Origin of the sequence: Chryseobacterium caseinilyticum (assembly GCF_014837145.1) — a bacterium.
GTDB classification, from domain to species: Bacteria; Bacteroidota; Bacteroidia; order Flavobacteriales; family Weeksellaceae; genus Chryseobacterium; species Chryseobacterium caseinilyticum.
Genome location: NZ_JACYFS010000009.1, coordinates 73,412 through 88,043 on the forward strand (window position 1 = coordinate 73,412; position 14,632 = coordinate 88,043).

Sequence of the window (14,632 nt, forward strand, 5' to 3'; positions counted from 1 at the left end):
ATGGCTAAAAAACTATCCATCATCATCGTTCATTACAATGTGACGCAGCTTTTGAAAGCCTGTCTGCAGTCTGTTGAAAAATATGCAGCAGACATTGATTATGAAATCATAGTAGCCGACAACAAATCTACCGACAGCTCATGGGGCGATCTCATTCCGGAATTTCCAAAAGTACATTTTATCGCTTCCGAAGTGAATGAGGGTTTTGCAAAAGCCAATAATAAAGCGGTAAAAATTGCCACCGGAGAATACATTTTACTTTTAAATCCTGATACAGAACTCGAAGGTTTTTATTTAAATGAAATTTTAAATTTTGCTGATTCCAAAGCTGATTTCGGCTGTCTGGGTGTGAGAATGCACGATGCCAGAGGAAATTTTTTACCTGAAAGTAAGAGAGCAGTTCCGGATATGTTTAATTCATTTGAAAAACTATTTACAGGTTTTAAAAAGAACAATTCAAAATCGTATTACCGGAATGACATCAGTGAATTTGATGTGGCCGAAGTGGAAGTGATAACCGGAGCATTTTTCCTGTGTAAAAAAGAGGTTTACGAAAATTCGGGTGGTCTTGATGAAAGGTATTTTATGTACGGCGAAGATGTTGATCTGTGTTATACGCTTCTCCAAAAAGGTTTTAAAAATTATTATTACGGAAAAGTTTCCATCCTGCATCACAAAGGCGAAAGCACAATTAAAGATGAAATTTACCTTGAACGGTTTTATGGTGCAATGCAGATTTTTATTGATAAATATTACAGAGTTCAAAAGCCAATGCAATATTCATTTTTAAAAGCGGGTTTAAAATTAAGGCATAAAATAGAGCAGATTAAGCTTAAATAGTTTGAGCTAAATATAAACTTTGGTGAACATCTGAAACGCCATCATCGCAAGAGTTTGTTATTAAATTGAAAAAACTTTCCGTTAAAAGGTTGTTCTAATTAGAGCCTTTTTAAATTTCATCAAAATTAATTTCCCCCGACCCTAAAGGGAGTTAATTTTGATGAAATTTAAATGTATTTTTCCACTCATAAGGATTTTAGGTAAAGAAAAATGCATTTAAAATTTATAATAGAATCAATAATAAAAGATGCTCTAACTCACACAAAAAAAGCAACCTCTGATGAAGTTGCTTTTATTGTATTTAAAATTTTCTCTTATTATTTTGCCGGAGTTACCGGAGCAGTCTGTACCGGAGCAGCACCCTGTGTAGCAGGAGCCGATTGTGCCGGAGCTGATCCTTGAGACGCCGGAGCTTCTTTCGATGTTGGAAGAGCCGGAACTTTTGCAGTTGGTTTCCCTGTAATAACTACACTTACCAAAATCAGAACGATGATTACCGCACCTAAAGTCCAGGTTGCTTTTTCCATAAAATCATTGGTTCTCTGTACGCCAAACTGTGCAGATGAAGCACCTCCGAATGTACTTGAAAGGCCGCCTCCTTTAGGGTTCTGTGCCATAATAACGATTACCAATAAAACGCTGGCAATCATAATAAGAACCATCAATAGTATAAATATAGTTTCCATTAATTCTGATATCTTTTTGAATGGGCAAATTTAAACTTTTTTTGGCGAACGGCAAAATAAAGATTTCCCTTAAAAACAAAAAACGGCAACAAAAGTTGCCGTTCAGAGTATTTATGTTGATTATTATTTGAAATCAGCATCTTTTGCCTGGTTGATTTCGATAGATTTCACTTCCATCGTCATATCCATTCCCATTTGGCTTACGGTGATGGTGTAAGGCATTTTCACACCTGCAACATCTTTGTAATTGGAGTAAAGCGTCGGAATCGTTAATTCCTGACCGTTTGCTTTTACTGTTTTTGTTTCACCGGTTTTAAGACCAGATTTCACACTGTAGTAATAAGTGGTATCGCCACCTTTCACTACGTAAGAATCTTCTCCACCTACTTTTTCAATACCTGCAATTTTCAGATCTGCAGATTTTGCGAAACCAAGTTCTTCAAACAGTTCAGTATTTTTCATTCTGTCTGCAATCTCCTCTTTCGTCATCGGAACTTTTTGTCCCTGTTGCTCAGAATATCCTGCTTTACCGTCAAAAACCTGCTTTTGAAGCGTCATTGCTCCCATGCTAACCAAATTCAGTTCTTTACCACCCTGAGCTTTTACATTTTTGATGTCAATAGTTTGTCCCTGCATAGACATGCTTGCATTTACAGCGTAAGAATTCACTTTAGCAAGATTTGCTTTACCTCCAAGTGCAGCAATATATTTGTCGGCAACAGACGCTACGGTTACACTTGCATCAACTTTTTGAGCAGTTGGCTTTGCAACCGGATTGGCATTACTGTCATAATATTTTACCGGGTAGCCTAGTTTTTCAAGACCTTCAGAAATATCGGAAGCTTTACCTGCGATGAAAATTCTGCTCTGATTTGGATAAACCGTAGCTTTCACAGCATTGGAAACATCTGCAGCAGTTACTTTATCAATAGATTTTAAATAGTTTGTATAAAAATCCTCCGGAAGATCATTTACCTTTTGGCTTACTGCAAATCTTGCAATGGTTGCTGGCTGCTCAAGAGACATGATGAAACTTCCTTTCAGTTTTGCTTTTGCATTTGCCAGTTCGTCTGCTTTCACTGTAGAAATTCCGTTGATTTCGTTCATGAATTCCTTTACAGCTTTGTCTGTAACCTCATTTCTTACACTTGCATCTGCAGAAAATTCAGGAGAATATTTACTTGCAGTCATGTTTGAATAAGCACCGTAAGTGAAACCGTTTTTCTCACGAAGATTCATGAAAAGTCTTGCTTCACCTCCACCGCCAAGGATGTAGTTGGCAATTGTTGCAGGGAAATAATTGGCATCTTTCATCTTCAGATTATTGATATTTCCTACAGAAACTACAGACTGTACTGCAGTAGGAACGTCTACAACATTGATTTCTGTTTTGCCAACATTGGCTGCCGGCTCAAGAGAAGCGAAAGTAGTGTTTGCTTTTTTCCAGTTGGCGAAAGCTTTCTCTACCATTGGTTTTACTTTATCAAACTTCACATCACCTACAATTACAAGGTATGCATTGTCTGGAGCGTAGTATTTTTTGTACACATTCTGTACATCAGCCAACTGAATTTTGTTGATAGATTCGATGGTCTCAAACTCTCCTCTTGCTGTATTTTTTCCGTAAACCAAAGCATTTGAAACTCTAGAAGCGATAGATGAAGCATTTTTTTCTTCACTCTTGATACCTTCAATAGATCTTTCTTTTGATTTCTGAATTTCGTCAGCAGAAAATTTAGGGTTGATGATGGCATCAGCCATTAAATTCAAAACTTCTGGGAAATATTTAGATAGTGAATTGGATGACGCACCTCCTGAATTGAAACCCAGGTTTGCACCCAGAAAATCAACTTTTTTGTTGAATTCGTCTTTGCTTAAAGTCGTAGTTCCGTTACCCAACTGGTCTGCCATGATTTCGCTTACACCCACCACAGGTCCTTCAAAATAAGGCTGTCTGTCCATAGAAAGGCTCATGTTTACTCTTGGTAATTTATTGTTTTCAACTACCATTACTGTTAAACCGTTTTTCAACTGGAAAGTCTTTGGCTTCGCAATATTGATTGCAGGCGTTGGTCCTGCTTTCGGCATTGCGTTAAGGTCAATTTTTTGTGCAGAAAGCATTCCTGTGAATAAAAATGCTACGGCTATATAGGTTAATTGCTTTTTCATTTGTAAAAATTTAATTTTAATAATTCTTTATTTAAATTGATGATTAAATTGAAAACCGTCTAACTCCTTTTATAAAGTCTCTGATCCCGAATCTAAAATATCTCGAATCTATTTTTAAGAATTATTTTTTTTCAGGTACGTAGTTAATGATTACTCTTTGGTTAGAATTAAGATACTTCTTCGCAGCATTTTGCAAATCCTGTCTTGTAATAGATCTGTAAATGTCGATTTCTTTATTGATCAGATTGGTATCTCCCATCAATACGTGGTTTGTAGCCAATGAAGCTGCAATTCCCTGAATACTTGAATTTGAATTCACAAACTGATTTTCAAACTTATTCTGAAGTTTCTGGTAATCTTCCTGAGAGATCAGTGAATTCTGAAGTTTTTTGATTTCAGCATCAATGTCTGTCTGCAAAGTTTTTCTCTCTGTAGCTCCCATCGGAATTGCAAAGAAACCAAATACACCGTAATCTTCCATTCCAAGGTTGAAAGCCTGTACCTCCAAAGCTTTTTTCTCCTGATCTACCAGTTTTTTGTACAGGACAGAAGATTTTCCACTGCTTAAATAAGAAGAAAGCATATTTAAAATATAAGAATCTTTTTCTTTATTTGAAGGGCTTCTGTAAGCAAAAATATATGCAGGAAGCTGAATGTTTGGATCGGTAACTGTTTTTTCTGTCTCCTGGGTGATTGGAGATTCTTTAGGGAAATTTTTAGGAGTTACTGTTCCTTTTGGAATGCTTCCATAGTATTCCGAAATCCACTTTTTAGTCTGCTCAGGCTTGATGTCTCCGGCAACAACCAAAGTTGCGTTATTTGGAACATAGAACTTTTTATAAAAATCTCTGAATTCCTGTAATTTAGCCGCGTTAAGATCGTCGATTGATCCGATAACAGAACCGCTGTACGGGTGGTTGGTGAAAAGATTTTGCTGAATAGCATTCATCAGATTACCGTATGGCTGATTGTCCATTCTCAATCTTTTTTCTTCTTTTACAACCTCCCTCTGAGTGTCTACACCAATCTGGTTGATCTCAGCGTGACGAAGTCTTTCAGACTCCATCCAAAGACCCAACTGCTCGTTATTTGACGGGAACGTTTCATAGTAATACGTTCTGTCCATTGTTGTGTTGGCATTATTCTGTCCTCCGTTGGAAGACACAACTTTAAACCATTCACCTCTTTTGATATTTGGAGTTCCTTCAAACAAAAGGTGTTCGAAAAAATGTGCAAAACCAGTTCTTCCTTTCACCTCATCTTTCGCGCCTACGTGGTACATTACAGCTGTGGTAACTACCGGCGCAGAATTATCCTGATGAAGGATTACGTGCATACCGTTTGGTAAATCATACTCTTCGAATTTGATTTGTTGTGCATTCAGCATTACTCCAAAAAAAGCAGCCGCTGCGGCACTAAGAAGTCGTTTTTTCATAAATAGAAATTGTTTTGTCAATTGGTGGCAAATTTAACTGAAATGTTACAAAAGACGATTTATTTTAATGGAGAAAAAAGTATATTTATCTTTTATATTTAATTTAAAATTAAATCATGCGACTCTTTTTTATAATACTTTTTTCAGTATTCTCCTTCATTCATGTATTTTCTCAAAAATTGAGAGATCCGTATGAGTGTGAAAAAATGGAAAAAGAAGATTCTGCAACATACCGTCATCTCCTAAGGGAATCACGAGGGGTAAATTACGATAAGCTTGCAGAAAAGATCATCGCTGATTTAGATAAAAACGAGATTTCAAAACCTAATCTTGTTGTGTATATAGAAGATTATTACAAACTAAAACTGCCTGTAATAAATATGGAACCTTGTATGGGATGCTGTTTCTCCCGATTAGCAACCAATCCTGTTTTTAATGACTATCTATTCTGGACAACAAAAAATATTAAAAGAATCACCGAAAAATTTAAAGTAAATGTTATTCCCAAAAATGCAACTTTCGGATATTTCTTTAATGACAAAGCTTCTGAACATGAAAATTCCAAGCTGATAAAAATTTACAGAAAAACAAAAAGACAGAAATCAGGAATCTACTCAGATAATTCGCCAGACAACCAGCCTTTTTATTATTTTCCTTTTAATAATCAAGAAAATCTAACTCTTATAGATCAATATCCTGATATCAATTTTAATACGATTAAACTCTATTTCAGAAACGAGGTCAGAAATAAAGTTTTTGTAGAATATGAGTACGACGTAGACAATTCTTACAAGAGGCCAGTAAAAAGGGTTTATCAGTACATTAACCGTGAATGGACAGATATTACTGCCAAAGAATACGGAGAAAATTAATTTGATTTAAGCCTTTTGCATTCCCATCGCAAAAATCCTACCTTTGTAATCCTATTTTTTTTGCATTATGGAGGATTATCTGAAAGGACTGAATGAATCACAATTTGAAGCTGTTACTACACTCGATGGCCCGCTGATGGTGCTTGCCGGAGCAGGTTCAGGAAAGACGCGTGTTCTTACCATGCGCATCGCCCATTTAATTACCAATGGAGTTGATCCTTTTCATATTCTGTCTTTGACCTTTACCAATAAAGCTGCAAAGGAAATGAAAGAACGTATTGCAAAGGTTGTTGGACAAAGCAATGCGAGAAGCCTTTGGATGGGAACTTTCCACTCCGTTTTTGCAAGGATTCTGAGAAGTGAAGCACATTATCTGGGTTATCCTTCCAATTTTACGATCTACGATCAGCAGGATGCTCTGAATGTCATCAGAAAAGTACTGAAAGACATGAACATCGATGCAGATTTGTATAAACCAAAAAAAGTTCAGGCAAGAATATCCAATTACAAAAACAACCTTATCACCGTAAAAGCCTATTTCAACAATCCTGAACTGATGGAAGCTGATGAAAAGGCCAATATGAAACACATCGGACAGATTTACCAGCGATACGTGGAGCAATGTTACAAAAACGGCTCGATGGATTTTGATGATTTATTGCTGAAAACCAATGAACTTCTTACAAGATTTCCGGAAGTTCTGGCTAAATATCAGGATAGATTCAGATATATTCTGGTGGATGAGTACCAGGATACCAACCACTCTCAGTATTTAATTGTTAAAGCTTTAGCCTCAAAATTTGAAAACATTTGTGTGGTGGGAGACGATGCACAGTCGATTTACTCTTTCCGTGGTGCCAATATTTATAATATTTTAAATTTTAAAAAAGATTATCCCGAAGCCGTTACGGTTTCTCTGGAACAAAATTACCGTTCTACCCAAAACATCGTAAATGCTGCCAACGTTGTTATTTCTAAAAACCTTCAGCAGTTTAAGAAAAATGTTTTCAGTGAAAATGAAGAAGGCGAAAAAATAAAAATTTACCGTTCACTTTCCGATGCCGATGAAGCCAATTTCGTTGCCGGAAATATCTGGGAACTTCGCAACCGTGAGCAGAAAATGTTCAGCGATTTTGCAATTCTGTACAGAACCAACTCGCAGACCAGAGCTTTTGAAGATGCTTTAAGAAGAAAAAATATTCCATATAAAGTTTATGGCGGACTTTCATTCTACCAGAGAAAAGAAGTAAAAGATTTAATCGGATACCTGCGTTTGTTGGTGAATGAAAATGACTCTGAAGCGTTAATGAGAATCATCAATTATCCTGCAAGAGGTATTGGTGAAACTACTCAAAACAAACTGATTGTATTCGCAGACTCACAGAATATTCCGGTTTCTGCAGTTTTAGACAATTTGGGTATGTATTCTCCGCAACTGAAATTCAACAATGGTGTTCTAACGAAACTGAGCGATTTCTGGGCGATGATTAAAGCATTTCAGGTTCTACTTAAAACAGAAACAGCGTACAGCGTTGCCATGGAAGTGGCGAAGCGAAGCGGTTTGATTAAATTTTTAAAAGACGATCAGACTCCCGAGGGAATTTCGCGTGTAGAAAACGTGCAGGAATTGATGAACTCGATGCAGGGTTTCATCGAAGAACAGCAGCAGATCGAGGATGGAGATCCAAGCTTGCCGAATTTCTTAGAAAATATTGCACTTTCGGCAGATACTCAAAAGAAAGACAATGATGAAGATGACATGGTTTCATTGATGACGATTCACTTATCAAAAGGTCTGGAATTCCCTGTAGTACATTTGGTCGGTCTGGAAGAAAATCTTTTCCCGAGTTTTATGAGTTCGGCCACCAGAGAAGATCTGGAAGAAGAAAGACGTTTATTCTACGTTGCCCTTACAAGAGCCGAAAAGCAGGCGTTTTTCTCTTACGCGATCTCCAGATTTCAGTGGGGAAAAATTACCGATGCAGAACCTTCAAGATTTTTGAGTGAAATTGACGGTACTTATCTGGAATATCTTAATCCGGCTATTGAGAAAAGGTTTATCAACAATTCCGGAGTGACTTCCAATATTTTTGATGAGCATCCTTCGGAAATAAGAAGCTTTAAAAAAATCGAAAAGAAAAGCATTTCAAAGTCTGAAAACGATAAACCAATTGCAGAACCTAAAAAATTAAAGCCTGTAGCCACGGCAAAAATCATCAATCCAAGCGGCGCTTCTTCGCAGGATATCGAAGTGGGCGACAAAGTGAGACACGACCGTTTCGGAATTGGAGAAGTGAAATTTTTAGATGGAACCGATCCGCAAAATATAAAAGCAAAAGTGGTTTTCCTGCATGAAGGTGAGAAGAATTTGATTTTGAAATATGCTAAGCTGACGAAGATCTAAGTGATAAAATTTATGAAAGATCAATTATTCATACTATCAATTTTTTTATTACTAATTAGCTGTAAAAAGAAACAGTATGACGAATTTGATTTTTCTTACGGAAATACTTTTGAAACAGATTTTTCTATAAAATTTACAGATAATGACTCTGTTTTTATTCGTGAACATTGGTCACCAAATGATTTTAAAAAACCTGTCAGTCAAACAAATTATTTTTCTCAACTTAATAAATTACAGAAAAAAGAATTAGATAGTTTCATTCAAAATATTAATTTTAAAAGTTTCGATACTTTGTATTTTGAAAATTATAAGGATGGAAATCATTCAAGTTTTTTTATCAATAAAGATGGTTTGGTTAAAAAAATAATCGTTCATAGTGATAATGCACCAAAATCACTTACTGATTTTGCTACTTGGATTTACAATACTAAGAAGTCTCTAAAACTTGTAGAAACTCATAGAAAACTTGACTTCAAAAGTAAGAGTAAAGAGTTAGAACCGCCAAAAGCTCCGTAAAAATGACTGATTTTACATTTCAAAGCCACAAAGTGGCGACATACACTAGTATAAGGTGAAGCCCTGTGAAAAAATATGAAGAAAAGTCAGCAACCTTGGAATCTTTAGTTACAATCCTAAATGGTAAAAATCACAATTCGTATATTTAAGGTTCAAAATTTTAAAAATGAAAAAAATACTTATTCTGATCTTCGTAATTTTCAATTCCATATTATTATTTTCTCAGGAATATCAAACCATTTCAAACGTTCATTACTACGACGAAAAAACAAATCAATCCGATGTATACATTAACGAAAGATGTGTTTTAGATGTTTATGTTCCGAAAAATGTAAAGAATTTTTCAACAATAATCTGGTTTCACGGTGGCGGAATTACGGGTGGCGAAAAACATCTTCCCGAAGAACTTAAAAATAAAGGAGTAGCCATCATGTCTGTCAATTACAGACTTTCGCCAAAAGTAAAAGCCCCGAAATATATTGAAGACGCTGCAGCCGCAACGGCATGGGTGTTCAACAACATTAAAAAATATGGCGGAAGTGAAGATTTAATTTTCATTACCGGTCATTCTGCGGGCGGATATCTCGCTTCAATGGTAGGCTTGGATAAATCTTATTTAAATAAATATAAAATTGATGCAAACAGGCTTGCCGGAATTATACCGTTCAGCGGACAGATGATTTCCCATTTTACGACAAGAAAGGAAAAAGGAATTGATGAACTTGATGCCAGAATCGATGAAATGGCACCGCTTCATTTTATCCGTGCTGATGCGCCACCATTACTTTTAATTACCGGTGACCGCGAAAAGGAACTGATGGGAAGATATGAGGAAAACGCTTATATGTGGAGAATGATGAAGCTGAAAGGTCATAAAGAAACCGTTTTATATGAACTTGATGGATTTGATCACGGTGGAATGGCTGTCCCCGCTTTTCCTTTGCTTTTGAATGAAATTAAAAGGATAGAAAAAATTAAAAATATCAAAAGATGAAAAGGGGGTTAATTTTAATTTTAATCTCGCTGCTGTCCTGTCAGAGTAATGACAACATGACTATTATCGGCAGTTGGCAACTCAACGGATCCAGATATGGAACCGGAGCAGAGATAATTTCACATGAAATTGATTCGGAAATTGTAATTAAGTTTGAGAAAAACGGAAATTACAGAGAGTATACAAATGGGAAGCAGATTTCTGATCGATATTTTATTAACAATAAAGATTTTCTGGTTTTGCTTAATTCTAAAACGAAAGACAGTATCTTTTACTCTTATCAAATTAAAGGAAATAAATTAATTCTGGATGAGGTGGATAAAAATGGCAGTTTTATGTGTGACGAAGGCTGCTCATCATTCTATAAAAGACTCGAAGAATAAAAACGACTAAAATAAAAGAGACGCAGTAAAAACCACGCCTCCCATTTATATAGTTTAAAGAAGAAACTTATCTCTCAACCAATTCTTTCACATTCTCACCATAAAAATCGGTGTGCGAAGTCTTCACCTGAAGCAGTTGATACCATTTTCTGAATGCACCCACGAAAACCACAAGCATTAAAACCATTGCAACAATCGCTAATGTTGCCAGTAAATATTGCTGTTTTGGAATGTAAATATCCATCACCTGAATGTAACCGGCCCAAAATGTAATAATTGCCATAAAAACTCCCGGAATTGCGGAGCAGAGCGCATATTTTCCACGGTTTAACCTGATGAGCATTGTTGTGCAGACAATCAATCCGCAAGCGGCAAGCAATTGATTACTGATTCCGAAGAGTGGCCAGATGCTGCTTACGTTTCCGGTGAAAACCAGATAACCCCAGGCAAAAGTGAACAGTAAACTGCTGATGATAATTCCCGGAGTCCAGTTTTTATCATTGAATTTTGGAATGACTGAACCCAGCATTTCCTGCAAAAAGAATCTTCCCACTCTCGTACCGGCATCGATTGCGGTTAAAATAAACACTGCTTCAAACATAATCGCGAAGTTGTACCAGTATGCCATCAGCTGATCCATGTATGGGATTTTGTTAAAAATGTGCGCCATTCCCACGGCCAGAGAAACCGCACCACCAGTTCTTCCATGCAGATCAATCCCTATCCTTTCTGAGAAATAATCGATATCAACGCCATGCAAAGCTGGATTTGCAGCTAAAAATGCATCATACGTTTCTTTTGGAGTGTTGATTGCAAAATAATCTCCCGGCATCAATGTACATGCGGCGATTAATGCCATCAATGCTACAAAACCTTCCACAAGCATTGCTCCGTAACCTACAAACAGAATTTCTTTCTCTCTGTTCAGCATTTTTGGAGTTGTTCCTGTGGCAATCACTGCATGAAATCCTGAAATCGCTCCACATGCGATTACAATAAAAATAAAAGGTAAAACCGGACCACCGATAACGGGACCGCCACCATTGATAAACTGACTGAGAGCCGGCATTTGAATCGTTGGATGAATCACAATGACACCGATCGCCAACATGATGATCGTTCCGATTTTAAGGTATGTCGAAAGGTAATCTCTCGGAACCAAAAGCAACCAAACCGGAAGTACTGAAGCTAAAAATCCATATAGAGGAATGGCAATTGAAATCGTTGTAATGTCCCACGTAAACATATTGTTCATGGTTTCATTCTGCATCAGACTGTGTCCGCCAATGATTCCTGCGATCAACAAAACTCCACCCAAAATACTTGCGAAAGTCACAGAGTTTTTTCTGTAGCGCATAATCAATCCCATGATAATTGCAATCGGCATCGTAATAACCACTGTGAACAGTGACCATGAAGCTTCGTGCATCGCATTGATGCAGGCTAATGATAATCCTGCCAGTGTCAAAATCAAGATAAATAGAATCGCAAATCCGGCAACAGTTCCGGTCGTTTTACCAATTTCTTTGGATGCGATGGTTGCCAAACTCTGTCCTTTGTGTCTAACTGAGGCAAAAAGCACCACCATATCGTGAACTCCGCCTCCCAGAACACAGCCGATCAAAATCCAGATCGCACCGGGAAGATAACCAAATTGTGCTGCCAACACCGGCCCAACCAAAGGTCCAGCCGCTGCAATTGCTGCAAAGTGATGTCCGAAGAGTACATTTTTATTGGTGGCAACGTAATCTTTTCCGTCAGCAAATTCTACTGCCGGCGTCGTGTTTTTGTCATTTAAACGAAGAACTTTGTTCGCCAGGAAAATTCCGTAGAAACGGTAGGCTATTGCAAAAATGAGCAGTGATGTGAACACCAGAGTCAGTGCATTAATTCCATTTAGAAATTCCATATCATTTCGATTTTATGTGAATAAATAGTTAGGGTTTCTGCTTATTTATTAATGATAATGTAAGCATTTGGCCAAGGTACTTATTTTCTATATAAAACGAATCAATATGTATAGCAATTTAGCAAAGTTATATATTAAATTGAGCGATGTTTATATTAAATTAATGATTTACAGATATTTAAATTATTGCTTCTTTTTGAAAAATACAGTTTCATAATCCTGAAATCACTGATGTGTAATTTTACTTTTTTTGAGATACCATAAAATCCACCATCACAGTATTAAGCTCTTCCTGATAAGCTTTGTCGGTATCTTTAAAACCGTGATTTCCTTTTTTCACCACAATCAATTGATGCATTGTATCAGTTTTATTCAACATTTTATTTAACCGCTTTGAATGTCTGATGGGTGCAATCTTGTCTTTATCACCGTGAAGTATTAAGGTAGGAACGGTATTTTGAGTGTAATTTATTGGTGAAATGGTTTTACAGAACTCAATCACTTTTCTTCTTTCGGTATTAACGTCATAACCCGTCATTCCTTTTGCAATTTTTGTTCTGATGTCAATGATTTTTTTTGAAATTAAACCAACGATAAATAATAAAGGTTTGGGAGCTCTGGTGTGCAGAAGTCGGTTCATATCAGTCGGTCCGAAATTGTCAACCACATAGTTTACTCTGCCCGAATATTTCGAAAGCTCCTGATCTCCCACAAATTCACTGTCAGGCGTGTACGCTGAAAGAAGCGAAAGGTGTGCTCCCGCAGAAACGCCCCAATAGCCAATATTTTCTCCGTCAAAACCATACTGATCTGCATTTTTTCTTACCCATCTCACAGCATCTTTAGAATCTTCAATCGGTCCAGGAAAATGCACATCATCACTCACCAAACGGTAATTGACACTTAAAACGGCAAAGTTTTTTTCTGTCAGTTTTAAAATCGTCTGCTCGACATAATTATCCGGAGCGATAACTTTATCACCCATTGCCCAAGCGCCGCCATGCAGAAAAATAACAACCGGTAGTTTTTCCTCTGCGGAGTTTTTCGGTCTGTACATATCCAGTTTCAGATCTTTCCCCTGACCGTCTTTTTTGTAAGTGATATTTTCGGAGACGGCAGTTTTTTCCTGAAGTAAAGGACTCTTTTTGGTCTGTGAAAAAAGGGATGCTGAAAAAAAGAAAATAAAAAACAGGTTTATAAAAAACCTGCTGATATTTGTATTGCTGATGGATGAATTCATAAAGTACATTTGATGAGGTGTGTTATTTTACCAACTCGTCAAAAAGTTTACCAAAAGTCTTTTCCAAATCCTTAGATTTTCCCGGATGAGGTCTTGAAGTCTGCACTACAGCACTTCTCACGGCAGTCAGCCATCTGAATCTGTCTGGAATTTCCAAAAGGGCAATCGGGCCACCATCTTTTTTTCCTTCCGCAATATTTTTAAAACTTTCCAGATTGTTGATGATGTCGTCGTAATCCAGTTTGCTTTTAATCAGTTTGAATTTATCGGGACACAAATAAAAATCCACTTTAATAAATTTTTCTCTTTTCGAAAACATCACCAGTCCGATGTTGAAAAATTCTTCTCTCTCAACCTTGGGCACCAGGCGTATAACGGCGTATTCGTATATTTTATCCTCTTGCATTTTTGGCTTCGTTTACAAAGATTTGTGAATTTTCAAGACGGGTTTTCAGGAAGTTAAAATACACTTCACGTATTTCATCCGGACTTTCTTCAGCATCATTCCAGTGCAGCCAGTCTTGAGGAATTAAATTGACAATCTCTCTGAAAAGATGCTCATTTAAAACTTCATGCGCAAACTTATCAGCCTCATCCAATTGTGTTGCTTGTGGAAGCAGAACGTGATCTTTCACATATTTAAACGGCGTTTTTGCCGCAGTATCAAAATTCTGCCAGGAATGATGAAAGTAAAATGAGGCTCCGTTGTCGATGATCCACAATTCTTTATGCCACATCAGAAGATTGGTATTCTTAAAAGTACGGTCAATATTGGTGATAAAAGCATCGAGCCAGACAATTTTTGAAGCCAAAAGAGGATCAACTTTTATACTTGAATCAAACGCAATCGACTCTGATAAATAATGTAAACCCAAATTCAAACCTTCAGAATTCTTCAGTAAATCCTGAATTTCTTCATCAGCTTCTGTTCTTCCGAAATCGACATCGAGGTTGGCAAAAACCAGTTCAGGGATTTTTAAACCTAAAGCTTCCGTAATCTTTCCACCGAGGAGTTCAGAAATCAACATTTTCACACCGTGACCGGCACCACGGAATTTCAAAACATATTTAAAATCATCATCAGCCTCTGCCAAAGCAGGAAGCGAACCACCTTCCCGAAGCGGAAGAATGTAACGCTGCACGGTAACCGTTCTTAAATCCAACATAACGCAAAAATAAGGTTT

At 37.0% G+C, this 14,632-nt stretch carries 13 protein-coding genes; 6 read left to right on the forward strand and 7 right to left on the reverse strand.

The genetic code is table 11. From position 1 onward, the window contains the following. On the forward strand, nt 1-840 hold the full coding sequence (locus tag IC610_RS18700) for a glycosyltransferase family 2 protein (RefSeq protein WP_191738200.1): 840 nt from the start codon (nt 1-3) through the stop codon (nt 838-840). Between the two features lie 317 nt (nt 841-1,157). Here the strand turns inward: IC610_RS18700 and secG are convergent, their stop codons facing one another. From secG to IC610_RS18715, 3 genes are all read right to left on the reverse strand, one after another. Beyond that, the gene (gene secG / locus IC610_RS18705; RefSeq protein WP_191738201.1) at nt 1,158-1,526 is read right to left on the reverse strand and encodes a preprotein translocase subunit SecG; all 369 of its coding nucleotides are present in this window, start codon (nt 1,524-1,526) and stop codon (nt 1,158-1,160) included. A gap of 123 nt (nt 1,527-1,649) precedes the next feature. Then, nucleotides 1,650-3,695: a M16 family metallopeptidase gene (locus tag IC610_RS18710; RefSeq protein ID WP_191738202.1), complete on the reverse strand. Its 2,046-nt coding sequence runs from the start codon at nt 3,693-3,695 to the stop codon at nt 1,650-1,652. 121 nt (nt 3,696-3,816) lie between these two features. Then, the gene (locus IC610_RS18715; protein WP_191738203.1) at nt 3,817-5,130 is read right to left on the reverse strand and encodes a M16 family metallopeptidase; all 1,314 of its coding nucleotides are present in this window, start codon (nt 5,128-5,130) and stop codon (nt 3,817-3,819) included. 206 nt (nt 5,131-5,336) lie between these two features. On the opposite strand from IC610_RS18715, the gene IC610_RS18720 reads away from it, so the two are divergent. The 5 genes from IC610_RS18720 to IC610_RS18740 all read left to right on the forward strand — a co-directional run bounded on the left by IC610_RS18720 (nt 5,337) and on the right by IC610_RS18740 (nt 10,299). Then, entirely contained in the window at nt 5,337-6,002 is a 666-nt protein-coding gene (locus tag IC610_RS18720) for a hypothetical protein (protein ID WP_191738204.1), read from the forward strand. 67 nt (nt 6,003-6,069) lie between these two features. After that, nucleotides 6,070-8,406, forward strand: a complete 2,337-nt coding sequence (locus IC610_RS18725; protein ID WP_056084689.1) for an ATP-dependent helicase — start codon at nt 6,070-6,072, stop codon at nt 8,404-8,406. Between the two features lie 12 nt (nt 8,407-8,418). After that, nucleotides 8,419-8,922, forward strand: a complete 504-nt coding sequence (locus tag IC610_RS18730) for a hypothetical protein (protein ID WP_191738205.1) — start codon at nt 8,419-8,421, stop codon at nt 8,920-8,922. Between the two features lie 166 nt (nt 8,923-9,088). Next, on the forward strand, nt 9,089-9,916 hold the full coding sequence (locus IC610_RS18735) for an alpha/beta hydrolase (protein WP_191738206.1): 828 nt from the start codon (nt 9,089-9,091) through the stop codon (nt 9,914-9,916). Further along, nucleotides 9,913-10,299 carry a hypothetical protein gene (locus IC610_RS18740; RefSeq protein WP_191738207.1) on the forward strand — a complete coding sequence of 129 codons (387 nt, stop codon included), beginning with the start codon at nt 9,913-9,915 and terminating at the stop codon, nt 10,297-10,299. Before IC610_RS18735 ends, IC610_RS18740 begins: the two co-directional genes overlap by 4 nt. A gap of 67 nt (nt 10,300-10,366) precedes the next feature. Here IC610_RS18740 and IC610_RS18745 read toward each other — a convergent pair whose 3' ends face one another. The 4 genes from IC610_RS18745 to IC610_RS18760 form a co-directional block, all read right to left on the reverse strand. Continuing rightward, a complete protein-coding gene (locus tag IC610_RS18745; RefSeq protein ID WP_191738208.1) occupies nt 10,367-12,208 on the reverse strand; it encodes a carbon starvation CstA family protein in 1,842 nt (613 codons plus the stop codon). Nucleotides 12,209-12,449: 241 nt separating this feature from the next. Further along, the gene (locus IC610_RS18750; protein ID WP_191738209.1) at nt 12,450-13,448 is read right to left on the reverse strand and encodes an alpha/beta hydrolase; all 999 of its coding nucleotides are present in this window, start codon (nt 13,446-13,448) and stop codon (nt 12,450-12,452) included. A 22-nt stretch (nt 13,449-13,470) separates the two neighbouring features. Beyond that, nucleotides 13,471-13,854, reverse strand: coding sequence for a DUF3037 domain-containing protein (locus tag IC610_RS18755; protein WP_191738210.1), 384 nt, complete (start codon nt 13,852-13,854; stop codon nt 13,471-13,473). Next, on the reverse strand, nt 13,841-14,614 hold the full coding sequence (locus IC610_RS18760; RefSeq protein WP_191738211.1) for a HipA family kinase: 774 nt from the start codon (nt 14,612-14,614) through the stop codon (nt 13,841-13,843). Before IC610_RS18760 ends, IC610_RS18755 begins: the two co-directional genes overlap by 14 nt. Nucleotides 14,615-14,632 lie beyond the last annotated feature (18 nt).

What these genes read in the sequence shown, in the direction of transcription:
- IC610_RS18730 (WP_191738205.1), top strand. Translation starts at nt 8,419, where the DNA reads ATGAAAGATCAATTATTCATACTATCAATTTTTTTATTACTAATTAGC.
- IC610_RS18760 (WP_191738211.1), bottom strand. Translation starts at nt 14,614, where the DNA reads ATGTTGGATTTAAGAACGGTTACCGTGCAGCGTTACATTCTTCCGCTT.
- secG (WP_191738201.1), bottom strand. Translation starts at nt 1,526, where the DNA reads ATGGAAACTATATTTATACTATTGATGGTTCTTATTATGATTGCCAGC.
- IC610_RS18700 (WP_191738200.1), top strand. Translation starts at nt 1, where the DNA reads ATGGCTAAAAAACTATCCATCATCATCGTTCATTACAATGTGACGCAG.
- IC610_RS18755 (WP_191738210.1), bottom strand. Translation starts at nt 13,854, where the DNA reads ATGCAAGAGGATAAAATATACGAATACGCCGTTATACGCCTGGTGCCC.
- IC610_RS18735 (WP_191738206.1), top strand. Translation starts at nt 9,089, where the DNA reads ATGAAAAAAATACTTATTCTGATCTTCGTAATTTTCAATTCCATATTA.
- IC610_RS18715 (WP_191738203.1), bottom strand. Translation starts at nt 5,130, where the DNA reads ATGAAAAAACGACTTCTTAGTGCCGCAGCGGCTGCTTTTTTTGGAGTA.
- IC610_RS18720 (WP_191738204.1), top strand. Translation starts at nt 5,337, where the DNA reads ATGGAAAAAGAAGATTCTGCAACATACCGTCATCTCCTAAGGGAATCA.
- IC610_RS18740 (WP_191738207.1), top strand. Translation starts at nt 9,913, where the DNA reads ATGAAAAGGGGGTTAATTTTAATTTTAATCTCGCTGCTGTCCTGTCAG.
- IC610_RS18710 (WP_191738202.1), bottom strand. Translation starts at nt 3,695, where the DNA reads ATGAAAAAGCAATTAACCTATATAGCCGTAGCATTTTTATTCACAGGA.
- IC610_RS18750 (WP_191738209.1), bottom strand. Translation starts at nt 13,448, where the DNA reads ATGAATTCATCCATCAGCAATACAAATATCAGCAGGTTTTTTATAAAC.
- IC610_RS18725 (WP_056084689.1), top strand. Translation starts at nt 6,070, where the DNA reads ATGGAGGATTATCTGAAAGGACTGAATGAATCACAATTTGAAGCTGTT.
- IC610_RS18745 (WP_191738208.1), bottom strand. Translation starts at nt 12,208, where the DNA reads ATGGAATTTCTAAATGGAATTAATGCACTGACTCTGGTGTTCACATCA.